14 protein-coding genes are annotated in these 14,644 nt (G+C 42.8%); 7 read left to right on the top strand and 7 right to left on the bottom strand.

The features are described from left to right. Positions 1-68 precede the first annotated feature (68 nt). A complete protein-coding gene (locus H5114_RS11960) occupies positions 69-1,517 on the bottom strand; it encodes a DUF4145 domain-containing protein (RefSeq protein WP_182723049.1) in 1,449 nt (482 codons plus the stop codon). Positions 1,518-1,548: 31 nt separating this feature from the next. Continuing rightward, complete coding sequence (locus H5114_RS11955; RefSeq protein WP_124017412.1) at positions 1,549-2,271, bottom strand: hypothetical protein; 723 nt, start codon at positions 2,269-2,271, stop codon at positions 1,549-1,551. 169 nt (positions 2,272-2,440) lie between these two features. On the opposite strand from H5114_RS11955, the gene H5114_RS11950 reads away from it, so the two are divergent. Together H5114_RS11950 and H5114_RS11945 are read left to right on the top strand one after the other, a co-directional pair. Beyond that, positions 2,441-2,986, top strand: coding sequence for a DUF2780 domain-containing protein (locus H5114_RS11950; RefSeq protein WP_124017411.1), 546 nt, complete (start codon positions 2,441-2,443; stop codon positions 2,984-2,986). Between the two features lie 130 nt (positions 2,987-3,116). Beyond that, positions 3,117-3,566 (top strand): TerB family tellurite resistance protein, encoded by a 450-nt coding sequence (locus tag H5114_RS11945; RefSeq protein ID WP_182723048.1) that lies wholly within the window; start codon positions 3,117-3,119, stop codon positions 3,564-3,566. 11 nt (positions 3,567-3,577) lie between these two features. Here H5114_RS11945 and yjeH read toward each other — a convergent pair whose 3' ends face one another. Then, positions 3,578-4,861: an L-methionine/branched-chain amino acid transporter gene (gene yjeH / locus H5114_RS11940; protein ID WP_182697702.1), complete on the bottom strand. Its 1,284-nt coding sequence runs from the start codon at positions 4,859-4,861 to the stop codon at positions 3,578-3,580. A gap of 173 nt (positions 4,862-5,034) precedes the next feature. Here yjeH and H5114_RS11935 point away from each other — a divergent pair, with 173 nt between their 5' ends. Continuing rightward, entirely contained in the window at positions 5,035-5,463 is a 429-nt protein-coding gene (locus H5114_RS11935; protein WP_182723047.1) for an Lrp/AsnC family transcriptional regulator, read from the top strand. 43 nt (positions 5,464-5,506) lie between these two features. On the opposite strand, the gene H5114_RS11930 is transcribed toward H5114_RS11935, so the two are convergent. Then, positions 5,507-6,340: an HDOD domain-containing protein gene (locus H5114_RS11930; RefSeq protein WP_124017407.1), complete on the bottom strand. Its 834-nt coding sequence runs from the start codon at positions 6,338-6,340 to the stop codon at positions 5,507-5,509. A gap of 223 nt (positions 6,341-6,563) precedes the next feature. Between H5114_RS11930 and menD the strand changes: the two genes are divergently transcribed. Genes menD through menE form a run of 4 tightly spaced genes read left to right on the top strand, consistent with a single transcriptional unit; the run spans position 6,564 to position 11,714 of the window. Further along, positions 6,564-8,303: a 2-succinyl-5-enolpyruvyl-6-hydroxy-3-cyclohexene-1-carboxylic-acid synthase gene (menD, locus tag H5114_RS11925; RefSeq protein WP_182723046.1), complete on the top strand. Its 1,740-nt coding sequence runs from the start codon at positions 6,564-6,566 to the stop codon at positions 8,301-8,303. Next, positions 8,285-9,115 carry a 2-succinyl-6-hydroxy-2,4-cyclohexadiene-1-carboxylate synthase gene (gene menH, locus H5114_RS11920; RefSeq protein WP_182723045.1) on the top strand — a complete coding sequence of 277 codons (831 nt, stop codon included), beginning with the start codon at positions 8,285-8,287 and terminating at the stop codon, positions 9,113-9,115. Before menD ends, menH begins: the two co-directional genes overlap by 19 nt. Beyond that, the gene (gene menC / locus H5114_RS11915) at positions 9,115-10,209 is read left to right on the top strand and encodes an o-succinylbenzoate synthase (RefSeq protein ID WP_182723044.1); all 1,095 of its coding nucleotides are present in this window, start codon (positions 9,115-9,117) and stop codon (positions 10,207-10,209) included. Before menH ends, menC begins: the two co-directional genes overlap by 1 nt. 2 nt (positions 10,210-10,211) lie before the next feature. Further along, positions 10,212-11,714, top strand: coding sequence for an o-succinylbenzoate--CoA ligase (gene menE / locus H5114_RS11910; protein ID WP_182723043.1), 1,503 nt, complete (start codon positions 10,212-10,214; stop codon positions 11,712-11,714). Between the two features lie 159 nt (positions 11,715-11,873). Here the strand turns inward: menE and rpoH are convergent, their stop codons facing one another. The 3 genes from rpoH to ftsE form a co-directional block, all read right to left on the bottom strand. Further along, a complete protein-coding gene (rpoH, locus tag H5114_RS11905) occupies positions 11,874-12,731 on the bottom strand; it encodes an RNA polymerase sigma factor RpoH (protein WP_124017402.1) in 858 nt (285 codons plus the stop codon). 263 nt (positions 12,732-12,994) lie between these two features. After that, positions 12,995-13,960, bottom strand: coding sequence for a permease-like cell division protein FtsX (gene ftsX, locus H5114_RS11900; RefSeq protein WP_124017401.1), 966 nt, complete (start codon positions 13,958-13,960; stop codon positions 12,995-12,997). Then, positions 13,957-14,643, bottom strand: coding sequence for a cell division ATP-binding protein FtsE (gene ftsE / locus H5114_RS11895; protein WP_124017400.1), 687 nt, complete (start codon positions 14,641-14,643; stop codon positions 13,957-13,959). Before ftsE ends, ftsX begins: the two co-directional genes overlap by 4 nt. Position 14,644 lies beyond the last annotated feature (1 nt).

Raw genomic sequence — 14,644 nt, 5'->3', positions numbered from 1 at the left:
CGGATTAACGGATTAACGGATTAACATCCATGATATTCAAGCATCATGCCCGCCAGCAACAACTTAACTTACAGAAGTAAGCTCTTGGCCTGTTGCAAGGTAATTAACTCTTCTTCAGTGGGATTGAGTGCGATGACACTGTCAATCTGCATGGCTAATGATTGCCACAATGGCTCGATGACTTGTCGGTGTTCCTCATTAGCATGCGTTCTAGCGAGTGTGAGTAGATATGCGGCTTGTACTACATCGATACGGCCTAAAATACCGTCAGCTAACGCCACGCTTAACTCTATCATTGCACTCACATTGTAGCCGTACTTAATCGCCTGGTGTAAGTAATGTTCGGCCTTAGTTCGTTGTTGTTGACTGGCATTGTCATCGTGCAAAATATCACTGCCACAATGTAGCATGGCATCAACCTGCCCTTGCTCAGCGGCTTCGTTCATCCATTGCAGGCTTGCAGGTACATCTATATCGCATCCTAGCCCTTCGACTAGCATCAAAGCTAAATGATATTGGGCATTAGAATATCCGGCTTTCGCGGCTTTATTCACCCATAAAAATGCATCTTCAAATTGTTGGTTTTGATAAAACAACACTCCAAGATTTGACATGGCCTCAGCATTTTCAGCATTGGCGGCAAGGGTTAATAAACGCTCGGCTTGGATCAGATCAACACTAAATTGAGAGCTGCCAACAAGATAGAAAAACCCCAGTAATGCTTGTGCTTCGACAATGCCTTTTTCGGCAGCCTTAGCAATAAGTTGCTCACCTTCAATTGGATTTGGATGACCACAATATCCATGTAATAAGCTCACACCATGTTCAAATAATGCCGCTTGATCCTGAGTGGATGCTAAGGCAAACCAATAACCCGCTTGTGCAAACGCGTCCGCGGCAGAGTTTCGCGTTGATGTTTTTTCTGTCATTGAATCAACATCATTAAACGTAGAACGAGCCAGTAATACTTGGGCTAAAGCCTGTTCCTGCTCTTGTAGCATTAAGCCTTTGGCTTTTAGAGACATGCCAACTAAATACTGCGCTTGCGCGTCGTTATCCATCACTGCGCGGTAACATAAATCACGCCCAGCAAATGAGTCAAAAGCGTCAAATTGATACCTAGGTGCTGATTGCTGTACTAATGGGTACAGTTTTTTAATCAATTGCAAAATATGCTCAATCGACTTTTCTGCAATCGTCACGAGTTGTGCTTGGGTTAAATGGTATTTTTCTGGATGGGCACCACGATTACCGTCACTGCGAAGCCGATGTAATGCGCGCACAGCTGGCGGATCGATTAATCGTGCTTGATGTAATTGTTCAATTCGGTCGTACAAATTAGGGCTAGTGAAAATAAGCCCATGGGGAATGGCGAGTTGGCTAGTGAGCTTATGGGTAAAACTGCGAATATACACTAGCGCTTGAGTAGGAATATCACGGACATAACTTTTGGCTAAACGATAATCGTCGCTAAGCTCAGTAGAGAAACCATCAATAAACTCAATATCATTTAACAATGGTCTCTCCTTTTTGAGTGTCTACAAGCTATTATCCCTCGGTGATGTCAGCATCCGCAGTTTTACGATTGACCATATACAATCTAAACAAAGCGATGTTAACAAACAAACCTAAGAATGAAAAAGTCGCTTCTACGATCAGTTGCAGTGGAAAGCCAACTTGCATCGCGACTTGTGAAAACATGCCAGCCAATAAAGACAATGGCACGTATAGCATTAATACTGCAATGGTTTTAATCGTGATAGGGCCACTGAATTTAAAGCTGCTCTTAATCGCTTCAAGGGGCGTTAAACGTTCAACCACCACCATAAAGTTCACGTATGCAAGCCGAGAAAACAAATATAAACTGACTAATAAACCAATTAACCACAACGGGCCAAATGCAGCAAAAATCATTACCGGCGCTAAAATGGCTAAGCCAGAAAATACACCAGCTAATAATAATGGTGGTACAAATGGCAAGCTAGCCTTCAATATTTGTCCCGGCGCAAGATCATGCCCTTGAGAGCGTAGCTCTAAATAGAGTGTTAAAGCCGCAATTAAAAATGAAAATACTAACAACAGTACCATCATTGCCGCAGCATGAACTGCGCCAAATTGTGGGTTTTCAGCATCAGCCTGCATCATTTCATTACCTAGCCAAAGTTGGATAGCGACTTGGATTAATAGTAATGGCAATGTCAGTATGGCAAGCTGACGGATGTGGTTTCGAAAAAAGTTAAATGCTTCAGTCAAAATTGCAAACAATGACATGTGGGTTCCAGTAATCTATTAACGACAAATATTGCGCTTAGGATACCCAAAAAAAAAGCATTTTGCACAAGTCTAATGAGCAAAAATCGTGATCATCTGTCGCATTTATGTAAATCAGGCTAAAATGACCCGAAGTTTAGACATTGAATGGCATGATAGGACACTCACTATGAAATTAGCATCCGCATTACCGGTACTGGTTACCGTATTGATATTCTCGGCACCGACATCTGCAGGCTGGTTGGATAACGTGACTGAAATAACTAAAAAACCAGCAACAGAACAAGCTAAAGCCATTGCACAGCCAGCAGCATCAGAGCAATCAAGTGCATTAGTGAGCAGCGTTATGTCGCAACTTGGATTATCTCAAACTCAAGCTGAAGGCGGATTAGGATCATTGCTTAATTTGGCCCAAACCAATTTAGGTAACAATGATTTCAGTCAGCTAAGCAACAGTATCCCCAATGCTGATGGGCTAATGGCTGCGGTACCTGCACTATCATCGGATAATGGTATGTCGGGATTATTATCAAAAGCAGGTAATTTAGGCTCTTCGTTACAAGGGAGCGCTATGGTATATGATGCTTTTGAAAAGCTCGGTATATCAAAAGACTACATTGTACCTATGGTTGATATCGCTAAAAACTATCTTCAGCAAAGTGGTGGCGAAGGCACTGTGGATTTATTAATGAAAGGTCTAGGTTCAATCTTATAACCTGCTTTCAAGGGCCTAACTTGTTAACCCAAGCAACACTTGGGTTAACATAATTTAATCCCAAGCTATTCGCTTGGGATTATCATTTTTGCTAGCATCAAAATGAACAGTAATATTGGACAGCCTAATTATGATCGCAAAACTAAAGCACTTTATCCAATCCCATACTCAAGAAAGTAGCCCAGAAGACAAGGTAAAACACCTTAATCTTGCGGCAGCAACGCTGTTGCTTGAAGTTGTCTATGCAGATGAACACTTGTCATCGTCGGAAGCCGCTTTGCTACCCGCAATGCTGGTTAATACACTACATATTAGTGCAGATGAAGCCTCTGAACTGATCAATGAAGCTAAACTCAGCCGCCATAATGCCACCTCATTATTTGAGTTTACCACTGAGATCAATAGTCAGTTTAGCGTTGAAGATAAGCAGAAACTACTGCTTGCGATGTGGAAATTAGCCTATGCCGATGGTGAATTGTCGCAATATGAAGACCAAATTATTCGCCGCACAGCTGATTTGCTGTATTTAAAACACAGTGAACTGATTCAAATGCGCAATATCGCCATGGAAATACGTTAAGTCATGGCCAATTAGCCTTGGGTATTACTCATTAAATACTTACGCGTAAGATGGGCTTTTTGCCAAAACATAAACGGCGCAATCACTAACACCAATACCGTGGCGTAAATCATATTACTGCCAAGGGCAATGCCCAAACCAATACAAAACACACAACCTGCAATAACTAATGGCAAATATCGTTTACTGAGTAATTTAGCCGCTGACAACATCGCCAGTAAGTAAATAATCACAAAAACGCCATTGCTCCATGCAATTAAGTCTTCTAATTCTTGCGAGCTAAAATAGGTAACAACAATCACCACCGCCATTGAGCCCAAAATCGCAAACAAGGCTCTAAAAGGGACTCCATGTGGGTTTAACTTGTCGAAATAGCGCGGCAAAATACCTTCTTTACTAAAACTCCACAATAAACGGGCGGCACTGGCAGCATAGACATTGACCGTGGCTAAACCGCTGGCTATGCCTAAAATACCAATAATATAGGCGCCATATCCACTGAGAAAAGTGTTTGATAATAAATAATCAAATGCCGATATCATGGCTAAGCCGGCACCCTCTGTTGGCACCATGAGAAGTAAAAACGTGCAGGCTAAGTAAATAACCCCAACCAATACCGTGCCCATCATCATGGCAGGCAGCAAATCTTTATCCGGCTGACGAAAATCACTGGCCAAATGCGTCATGGCTTCGATGCCTAAAAAGCTCCAAAAACCAATGCCCATGGCTAACATCACCCCACTAAATTGCGGATGGCTACTGTGGGCAAAGTTTTCTAGCTGCCCAACATTTAAGCCACTGGCTCCAAATAATATTGCCACAACCGCAACAATCAATAGTGTCAGCATAAACTGTAACTTTGCCGACACTTGAATACCTTTAATATTGAGCAGCAGTAACACAGCAACAATCAATAACTCTGCGACTAATTGACCTAGCCCTGATATTGATATCAGTGCTTCTAAAAATTGAAAGGTCATCAAAATTGCAGCAGGTGCCCCAATGGGGATAACTAATAAAAAGATTAGTCCAATGGTTCTTCCTGCGGTTGCACCAAATGCCTTTTCAATAAAGTAAGCAGGACCAGAAGCATGAGGAAAACGACTGGCTAACAAACCAAATACTAATGCGACAGGGATAATTGCTACCGTTAAGAGTAACCATGCTAATAATGAGGCTGAACCCGCTACCTCTATAGTCATTTGCGGTAAAATAAATACCCCGGTACCTAACAAAGTGGTGGCCATTAAGCCTGCACCTTGCCAACGGCCTATTGTTGCATTCATTTGATTCATTATTTTATTCTTACTGAAATAGGTGGCGACATTATAAGGCCAAACAGCAAAACATTCTGCGGGTTAATTGGCTCAAGTTGCTTTACTAAACCGACATAATGACGGAAAAGTGACAACTTTCCATCATAATGACAGAATAGAACGATAGTACTCAATTACTGAGATATAAATCATTGGATAAATTTGATAAAGCGATTGTAAGCGAATTACGCCTCAATGCTCGGCAGAGCATTTCGTTTATTGCCGAAAAAGTGAGTTTATCGCGCAGCGCTGTGACAGAACGAATCAAGAAGTTGGAGCAAACGGGTGTTATCCGTGGTTATCAGGTTTTACTGAGTGAGTCGCAAAAGCAAGGGGTATCAGCCTACTTTGAAATTCAGCATCGTTGCGCCCGTTGCGCTGAAGTCATTTATATTTTTACCACAATACCGGAAGTGATTACCTGCCAAGGCATCACAGGAGACATGGATTTACTGGTCTATGTACATGCTAACTCAATGCAGCGATTGCATGAAATCCGTGAATTTATCGATGCTCAGGCTGACATAGTCAAAATAAAAACTCATGTGGTATTAAGCGAGTGGATTAACAATCAAGCATAAAAAAAGCTCTGTATAAACAGAGCTTAATAGTTAAGTGTCGTGACTAGGCTAATTGTTTACCTATCTCTAAACCCTTACCGCGTAATTCATCGAATCGGTCGGCTAATCCATCCATATCCATCTTGATGATACCCGCTTCATGATTGGCCTTTCCGGCTAACCAAGCAGTAAACGATTCTTCATCTCGATCATCATCCCAGTGACGAAAGACTTGGTGCGATAAATAAATCACCGAAGCAAGTTTAGATGCAGGTTTTGCCGCTAACGGATCTCGTTGATATTGAATGCCTTGTACCAATGATGGCGTAAATTTCCAGGTCTTAGCTAATAATGCCCCGACAGCAGGAGAGTCAAAACCGAGTAATTCGGTTTCAAGTTGCTGCTTATCCCCACCCGCTTGCACTGCGAGTCGAATGTTAGCTGACATCTTAGGCTCAACGACAGCAATTAATAAATCGCCAATATTATGTAAAATTGCGCAGGTAAAGGCTTCATCTGGAGGAACACCACAGCGCTTAGCCATTTCTTGCGCATATAGCGCCTCTTCAAATGTCTCGCCCCAAAAATCAGCTAAGTCAACACCATCCACATTGGGAATTGCACCAATTACCGCAGAAGCAATAACTAAGGTTCGTAAGGTTTGCATGCCTAAGCGGATCACGGCTTCATCTATACTGCCTACTTCGCGGCTTCGCCCAAAATGGGCAGAATTAGCGAGTCTTAATACCCTTGCACTAATTAAAGGATCTTGAGCGACTTTCGCAGAAATACTTTTCACCGTGCTATTGTCATTGTTTACCGCATCTAACAGCTCACTAACCGCTTTAGGTAAACGGGGTAATTCATCGACTCGTTTTAATAATGCCGCTGATTCCATATTTATAGTGTCCTTGTTGTTATTGTTTTTAATGTCTTATTTAAATCATATTAGTAACTGTAGTACAACAAAAATAAAACAAGACCGAATATGGCTGCTGTTTGATTGAAACGTTGAGCATTTTTTTCGTCATTTTTGGATAAAAACCTGCACTAAATCTTAGATGTAACGCTAACTTAGCGTTACACTAATATTCGATTATTTATTTGTAATATGAGCCGATATGCAACAACAAACCAGCGCCGATATGAATTTGTTATGGGGTCAATTGATCTTGGAGGAACTGGCACGCTTAGGAGTTAAGCATGTCTGTATGGCACCAGGTTCTCGCTCTACTCCGTTAACATTGGCCGCTGCGAGTCAAACCTTACTGACACGCCACATTCATTTTGATGAGCGTGGATTAGGATTTATGGCCCTCGGACTAGCAAAGGCCAGTAATGCGCCTGTCGCCATCATTACCACTTCAGGTACTGCGGTGGCAAACCTTTATCCGGCCATTGTAGAAGCATGGTTAACCCATGTGCCGTTGATTATTTTATCGGGTGACAGACCGCCTGAATTGATTGATTGCGGTGCTAATCAAGCAATTATTCAGCCCGCCATATTTGCGCAATATGCCAAGCAAGTTAATTTACCGACGCCTGATCTGGGTTATCCGGCGAGTGCATTACTGAGTACGATTGATCACGCTGTGGCCAACCAGCATCAACCAGTACACATAAATTGTATGTACCGCGAGCCTCTATACCCCGCAGAATTGGTCACATTAGCTCATGTGAAGAAAACGGCTAGTGTAACAACATCAACGTATCTTGCGCCCTTAAACCAATGGTTTGAAACCACTAAGCCACTGACTCGTTATGCTCGTACAGCCAGTGCTGAGTTACCCTCTACCGACACCTTAATGCGGTTTGTTCATGGTAAAGGCGTGATAGTAGTAGGAACTTTAGCTCCTGAGGATAATGCTCAACAAATCGTCGCATTAGGGCAAAAGTTGGGCTGGCCAGTATTGGTCGATGCGCAATCACAATTACGCCAGCATCCTGGGGTAATTGGTCACGTTGATCAGTTATTATTAAACGCTAAAGCCAACAAACAACTTGAACAAGCTGAGCGGATATTAGTGTTTGGTGGGCGCTTTATTTCCAAACGATTAATTCAATATATTGCCCAGCAAAATTGGCATAGCTATTGGCAAATAGGTAAGTACAGCGATCGTTTAGATCCGGCCCATCAAGCTAAAGATTTTTTCCAAGCCAGTGTTCAAGCCGTATGCCAGCTACCTTGGCCACGCTCATCACAGGCCAACTGGGCATTAGCATTATTACCGCTAAATGAGTCGTTAGAGTCGCTGCTGAAACAACAAATAGACAATACAACCTTTGGTGAAGCGCAAGTGATACGTGCAATCGCTTTAGCGCAAACAGACCAAGATGTACTGTTTATTGGTAATAGTTTACCGATTCGCCTCTATGATATGTATGCGCCAATTGCCACTGACACACCGGCAATTTATACCAATCGTGGCGCGTCGGGTATTGATGGTTTAATTGCCACCGCTTGTGGTATTGCGGCAGATAAAAATGCACCAACTACCCTAGTTATGGGCGACTTGTCTTGCTTGCATGATTTCAATTCATTGGCACTCTTGAAGCAAATGACTCAACCATTTGTGCTGGTTATTCTCAATAACGATGGCGGCAATATCTTTAATTTATTGCCTGTGCCTAATGAAAGCCTGCGTAATGATTTTTACCGCTTAAGTCATGGTTTAGAGTTTGGCTATGGTGCCGCCATGTTTGGTTTGGCTTATCGACAAGCAGATGACATTGAATCGTTTAATCAGGCTTATCATGAAGCCTTTGAGTTTAATTGTGCGTCAGTCATTGAAGTTAATGTCAGCCCAACTCAAGCGAGCGATCAAATAACGCAAATCAACCAATGGGTGAAACAACACTAATGGCGATGATCCGTCGTTTTGGCCAACCACAATTACCCGCATTACTCATGCTGCATGGTTTTTTGGGCAGCAAAGACGACTGGTCTATTTTAATGCCACGTTTAAGCCAATATTTTCATTGTATTTGTATTGATTTACCTGGTCATGGCGAGAATATCGACACTTTAGACTCGCCGGGGTTGCACCAAGCTGCAAAGCTGATCGTCAATAAAATACATGCCATGGGCTATAGGCAGTTTCATTTACTCGGCTATTCTCTTGGGGGTCGAATTGCACTGCATATTGCCGATGACTTTGCAGATTCACTCTTAAGCTTAACCCTCGAATCTGCTCATCCTGGTTTGCAAGACTCTCAGCAGCAAGCGGCTCGATCACAAAGCGATAACCTGTGGGCGAACAAACTCAAGTATTTACCCATAACGGACTTTCTCAGTCTTTGGTATCAACAAGCTGTTTTTAGCGACTTGAGTAAACATCAAAAACAACAACTTATCGCTATACGGCGGATTAACGATCCCCAACGCTTGGCTAATTGCTTCATAACAACCTCACTGAGCTTACAACAAGACTGTCGAACGGTGCTTGAGCGCCTTAACTGCCCGTGTCATTTTATTTATGGTGTAGATGATAAAAAGTTTGCACAAGTGGCTATCGATTGGCAGGCTTCACTCGCCGATTCTGCTCAACACTTACAGCTAAAGCCATTGCATGCCGCAGGGCATAATATTCACAGCCTGCACCCTGACTTATTTACCGATACCTTACTGGCGTTATTATGCCCAGAACCGTTAACCGGTTTAAAGGAGCGATAATGTCATTACTTGACCAATTAACCATCAGCCGTTGTAGTCTGTATCAGTATCAAATTGAGCTTAACCCTTATTTACCTGTAGGTAAGCAACGAATTGATTGTCGTAAAGGCTTGGTGCTCGAGATCCAACTCAATAACCAGCAAGCAGCTTGGGTTGAAATCGCGCCACTGTCAGGCTTGGACATTAATAGCCAAGTGATCAGCGGGTTTAGCCAAGAATCCCTTACTGAGGTGCAATGGCAACTGCAGCATGTGTTAGCAAATATAATTGATCAACCCTTGGCGATATTAAATGACATGGCCCAGCAGATGTCGCTACCATCGCTAGCATTTGCATTGAGCTTATTGGATGCAAAATTAACTCATAAATTGCCTATTCGCATCGATAATCCTCATACTCAATCAGCTGTAGTTCCATTACTTTATGATGGTATGTCAATCGAGGTTATGACCCAAAAGCTCCTAACACAAGGCGACATAAACAGCGTTAAAGTTAAAGTGGCTCAAACCGACATGGCAAGCGAGATCCAATTTGTGTATCAAATACTGGCTATCGCACCGCACGTCACTTTACGTTTAGATGCCAATGCAGGCTTTAGTCTTGAACAAGCTATCGACTTTTTAGCCTGCTTACCCAAACACAAAATTGAATACATTGAAGAGCCTTGCATTAACCCTAACGATAATCGACAAATATATCGCCAATTAGGGATTAAATATGCGCTTGATGAATCACTCAACTCGCCTCAGTTTGATCTAGATGTCGCCTTACAACAAACCGGTTTAGGCGCATTAATCATCAAACCCATGTTATTGGGTTCGCTGGAGAAATTGCAGAATATGATAAGCCAAGCTCATCTTGAGGGGGTACGTTGTATATTAAGCTCAAGCTTAGAAGCGAATATGGGCATTAACGACTTACGCTTGGTAAGCCAAGCTTTAACCCCTGATGAGTCACCGGGCCTTGATACATTAAGCGCCTTTACGCAGCCCTTGCTGTTGGCTACATCAGAACTATCACCGCAACTCAATGAGCAAGTACTAGAGCCGCTGATGCATATAGGCCAAGCACGTGACTCAAACAAGGTGAATTAATCATGATGTCACCTTTGCATCAAGCAGGGTTAAATTACCCGAACGCCATTGCCATTGAAGAGGCCACTTTAGACCAAGATGTGAACTCTCGGATCAACTACGCTCGCTTAAGTGGTTTAGTCCATCATGTAGGGCAACAATTACAAGCTCAAGGCGTCAAGCAAGGCGACATAGTGGCATGTTTATCCCACAATAATATTGAGATGATCTGTCTGTATTGGGCCTGCGTTGATGCTGGGTGGGTATTTTTACCTCTGTCGCCTAGATTTGCCGATATGCAGATCAATCAGCTTATTGAACGCTTTGATCTGCAATGGCTCTGGACCGATACTCCCACCAGAAAAAGGCTAATAAAAATCCGCCATTGGCTCGATATTGATCTGCCTAAAACCTTACCTCAAGGCGCCAGCCACAGCGCTGAAATATCACCCCATATAGCTTCAAACATTATTCTCACCTCTGGCTCAAGTGGCCCACCAAAAGCAGCGGTCCATTGTTTAAACAACCATCTGAGCAGCGCCAGAGGGTCTGCGAGCTTCATTGCTCTTAAGGTATCTGACACTTGGTTATTATCATTGCCACTATTTCACATTGGTGGTTTAGCCATTATTCATCGCTGCACCTTAGCCGGCGCCTGCATTGTGCTACGAAATTCCGCACAGCCACTGGCTGAGCAACTGACTGACAACCATATTACTCATGTGTCATTAGTGCCCACCCAAGCGATTCAGATACTGCAACAGCAACCTGATGCATTTGCCCATATCAGCGCCTTACTTTTAGGTGGTGGCGTCATAGAACCCGCTCTTATTGAGACGCTAAAGCAGCAAAACATTAATGCTTACACTAGCTATGGTATGACAGAAATGAGTTCGCAAATTACCACAGCGAAAGCGAATTTATTAGGCCATCATGGGTATCCTTTACCTTCGAGACAGCTTAGCTTGAAAGATGGCGTTGTTTACGTCAAAGGCGAGTGTTTATTTTTAGGCTATTTAACCGAGCAAGGGTTAACCTTACCATTAGATGATCAAGGCTGGTTTTGTACCAATGATAAGGGCCAATTAGATCCTGAAGGGCAGCTCAGTATTTTAGGGCGAGTGGATAACATGTTTATCTGTGGCGGTGAAAATATTCATCCAGAACAAATTGAAGCTGTGTTATTGAGCCATCCAAATGTCGCCCAGGCAATTGTATTTGCAGTAACCGATGCGACGTTTGGTCACTTACCTGGCGCTATTATTGATTATTGCGCAGTAGACAATAGCCATAACGTTGGGAGCAACCATAGCCACCATTGTGACCATAATAAAATGGCGATCGATATAGACGTTGTCAACTTGCAACTGAGTCAGTTAGTAGAATCAACACTGGCACGCTTCAAGCGTCCTAGGCAGTTTTTTACCTGGCCACAAAATGTGGTTTCAAGTGGGTTAAAAGTGCCAAGAAAAAGCATTATTGCGGCAATTCAACAGCAGATAAACGCATCAAAAACAGCGCAGTAATTCATAGCGATACCCTAAACAAAGTGGCTATCAGCCATAGCAGTTTATTAGACTCACGTTACCTGCAACAGATAATGCCGCGTAAACGACACTGCAAATTTTAGCCATAAAAAAACCTGCCGTAGCAGGTTTTAATTGAGCAACAAACAGGCTGGAATATTACTCCATGCAAGATTTAAGCTTGTTCATGGCATTTTTTTCTAGCTGTCTAATACGTTCAGCAGACACTTGATAAGTCGATGCAAGCTCTTGCAAGGTGACTTTATTATCATCTAACCAACGCGCACGTAATATGTGCTGACTGCGTTCATCTAAGGTTTTGATAGCTGATAATAAACGTGCTTGAGAATCAGCTTCCCAATTAGCATGTTCAACCTGATCGGCCAAATCTGAAGAATGATCTTCTAGATACAATGCTGGGGCAAAATCATGATTATCATCATCACTGTCATTGGTTAAGTCAAAAGCCGGATCTTGGGCTGCCATCCGCGACTCCATTTCGGTCACGTCAGCTTTCGATACTCCCAAATTCTCCGCGACCATAGTCACTTCAGCGTCACTAAACCAACCTAAACGTTTTTTAGATTTACGAATATTAAAGAATAACTTACGTTGTGCTTTTGTGGTCGCAACTTTCACAATACGCCAGTTTTTCAACACGTATTCATGAATTTCAGCTTTAATCCAATGCACGGCAAAAGACACCAGACGCACCCCGACATCAGGGTCGAAGCGTTTAACCGCTTTCATCAAGCCGATATTACCTTCTTGAATAAGGTCCGCCTGCGGCAAACCGTATCCTGAGTAACCTTTGGCAACATGCACAACAAAACGAAGATGGGACATAATTAGTTGCTTTGCAGCATGTAGATCGCCATTTTCTTGTAAACGCTTGGCGATGTCGTACTCGGTATCCGCATCCAACATGTTAATGCTGGTCACAGACTGGATGTACGCTTCTAGACTGCTAGTGCTGTGTGGTACAGCCAGCGCCATTGATTGCGTTTGATAAGTCATTCGCTCTCCTACTACATTCAAAAATATATTTCAGCTAACTCAATACGATGAGTCGAGTCTGTTAGTTCACAACACTATCAGCTAACAACACTGAAGTTGATAAAGAAACGGGGCTCACTCGATTTAGCCGATAAACTATCAACTATATGACATCATATGTCAAATAAGGTTCAACTAGGTGAACATTTTTACCGCAAGGTAGCCACAAAGCAAGTGAACAAAGGTTCATTTATTATCAGCTGCCGATAATTATACGCCTGCTATTATGACGGTTCAATGCTACGTAAGTGCTGACGTACAGACAAATACGATCCCAACCAGCCTAAAAATGAGGCCAGTAAAACCAGCTTAATCAACTCAGAAAATGTTAATGCTTGAATCGTTAACTCACTACCGTATAAACCCAATAACTCGGCTAAAGCACCATCAAGATACCACACTAACACATTAATAATCAGCCATGCCAAAATCCCCCCTATCACGCCATACCAAATCCCAGTATATAAAAATGGCCGTTGGATAAAGGCTTCTGTCGCGCCGACGAGCTTCATGACTTCAATTTCGGTTCGACGATTCATGATCGCCAAACGAATGGTGTTACCAATCACTAATACCACTGCGAGTACCAATAAAGTGGCAATCGCTAGCACGGTTTTTTCAAGTAACTTAAGCAATGCTTGCAAACGTTCTAGCCATTCAATGTCTAAACGACCAAAATCAACTTCGGATTCGCGTTCTAATTTTACCAATAACTCACGTGCGCCTGTTGGACTAGAGTATTTAAGCGAGGGCGTTACCGTAACTACAGCAGGTAATGGGTTTTCATCTAAATATGACAGCGCCTCACCAAATCCCGATAAACGCTGAAACTCTTCTAGTGCTTGCTCGCGACTAATGTAAGTGACTGATTCAACTTCACGAAAAGCTTTAATGCGCGACAATAAACTTTGAATAGATTGTTCACTGCGCCCTTTGTTAATAAATAATGAAATTTCTGCGGCACTGTTCCAAGACTGAGTGATATTTTCGGCATTTTTAACCAATACTTGCAGTGCAGCCGGTAAGCTTAAACTCACGCCCAATACAGCCATGGTCATAATAGATGATACTGGGTTGCGCCAAAGTTCGCCCATACTCGACATGCCTTGCTGTACATGACGAATAAAAAACATCACGATTCGGCCACTCAAGGGTAATTTACTTTGAGTAATACTCGGTTTTTTACTCATCGCATATTCTCCTCAGCAGCTGAACGTTCCCCACCGAGCATTCGTCCTTCACGCAGCGTAAAAGTGCGGTATTTCATGCGCGCGATAAGACCTAAATCATGGGTGGCAATAAGCACGCTGGTACCTGAGTCATTAAAGGCCTCAAATAAGCGTAAAATATCCATCGATAATTTAGGGTCCAAGTTACCCGTAGGTTCATCGGCTAGCAGTAAAGGAGGCTTATTAACAATAGCGCGCGCGATACCGACGCGTTGTTGCTCACCACCAGACAGCATTATCGGTAAATGTCGTTCTTTGCCATATAAACCGACCATGTCGAGAGCACCTGCGACACGCTTACGAATTTCACCATGGGTAAAGCCTTCAATCACTAACGGTAAGGCGATATTGTCAAAGACAGTTTTATCCATCAGCAAGTGATGATTTTGGAAAATCATGCCGATATTACGTCGTAAATAGGGCACATGTTTCGGCCCTACATTCGCAATATTATGCCCATTAATAGACACCTTACCTGCCGTGGCACGTTCAATCACGGTAATCAATTTGAGCAAAGTGCTTTTACCGGCACCAGAATGGCCAGTTAAAAAGGCCATTTCACCTTGTCGAAGATGAAAATTGACATCCATAAGAGCTTTTTGGCCCCCTGAATAGACTTTACTGACCTGCTCAAATTGGATCATA

This window comes from Shewanella sp. SR43-8 (assembly GCF_014163775.1).
Taxonomy (GTDB): domain Bacteria; phylum Pseudomonadota; class Gammaproteobacteria; order Enterobacterales; family Shewanellaceae; genus Shewanella; species Shewanella vesiculosa.
The sequence above is the reverse complement of the archived record's forward strand: the minus strand, read 5'-3'. Positions and strand labels throughout refer to the sequence as shown.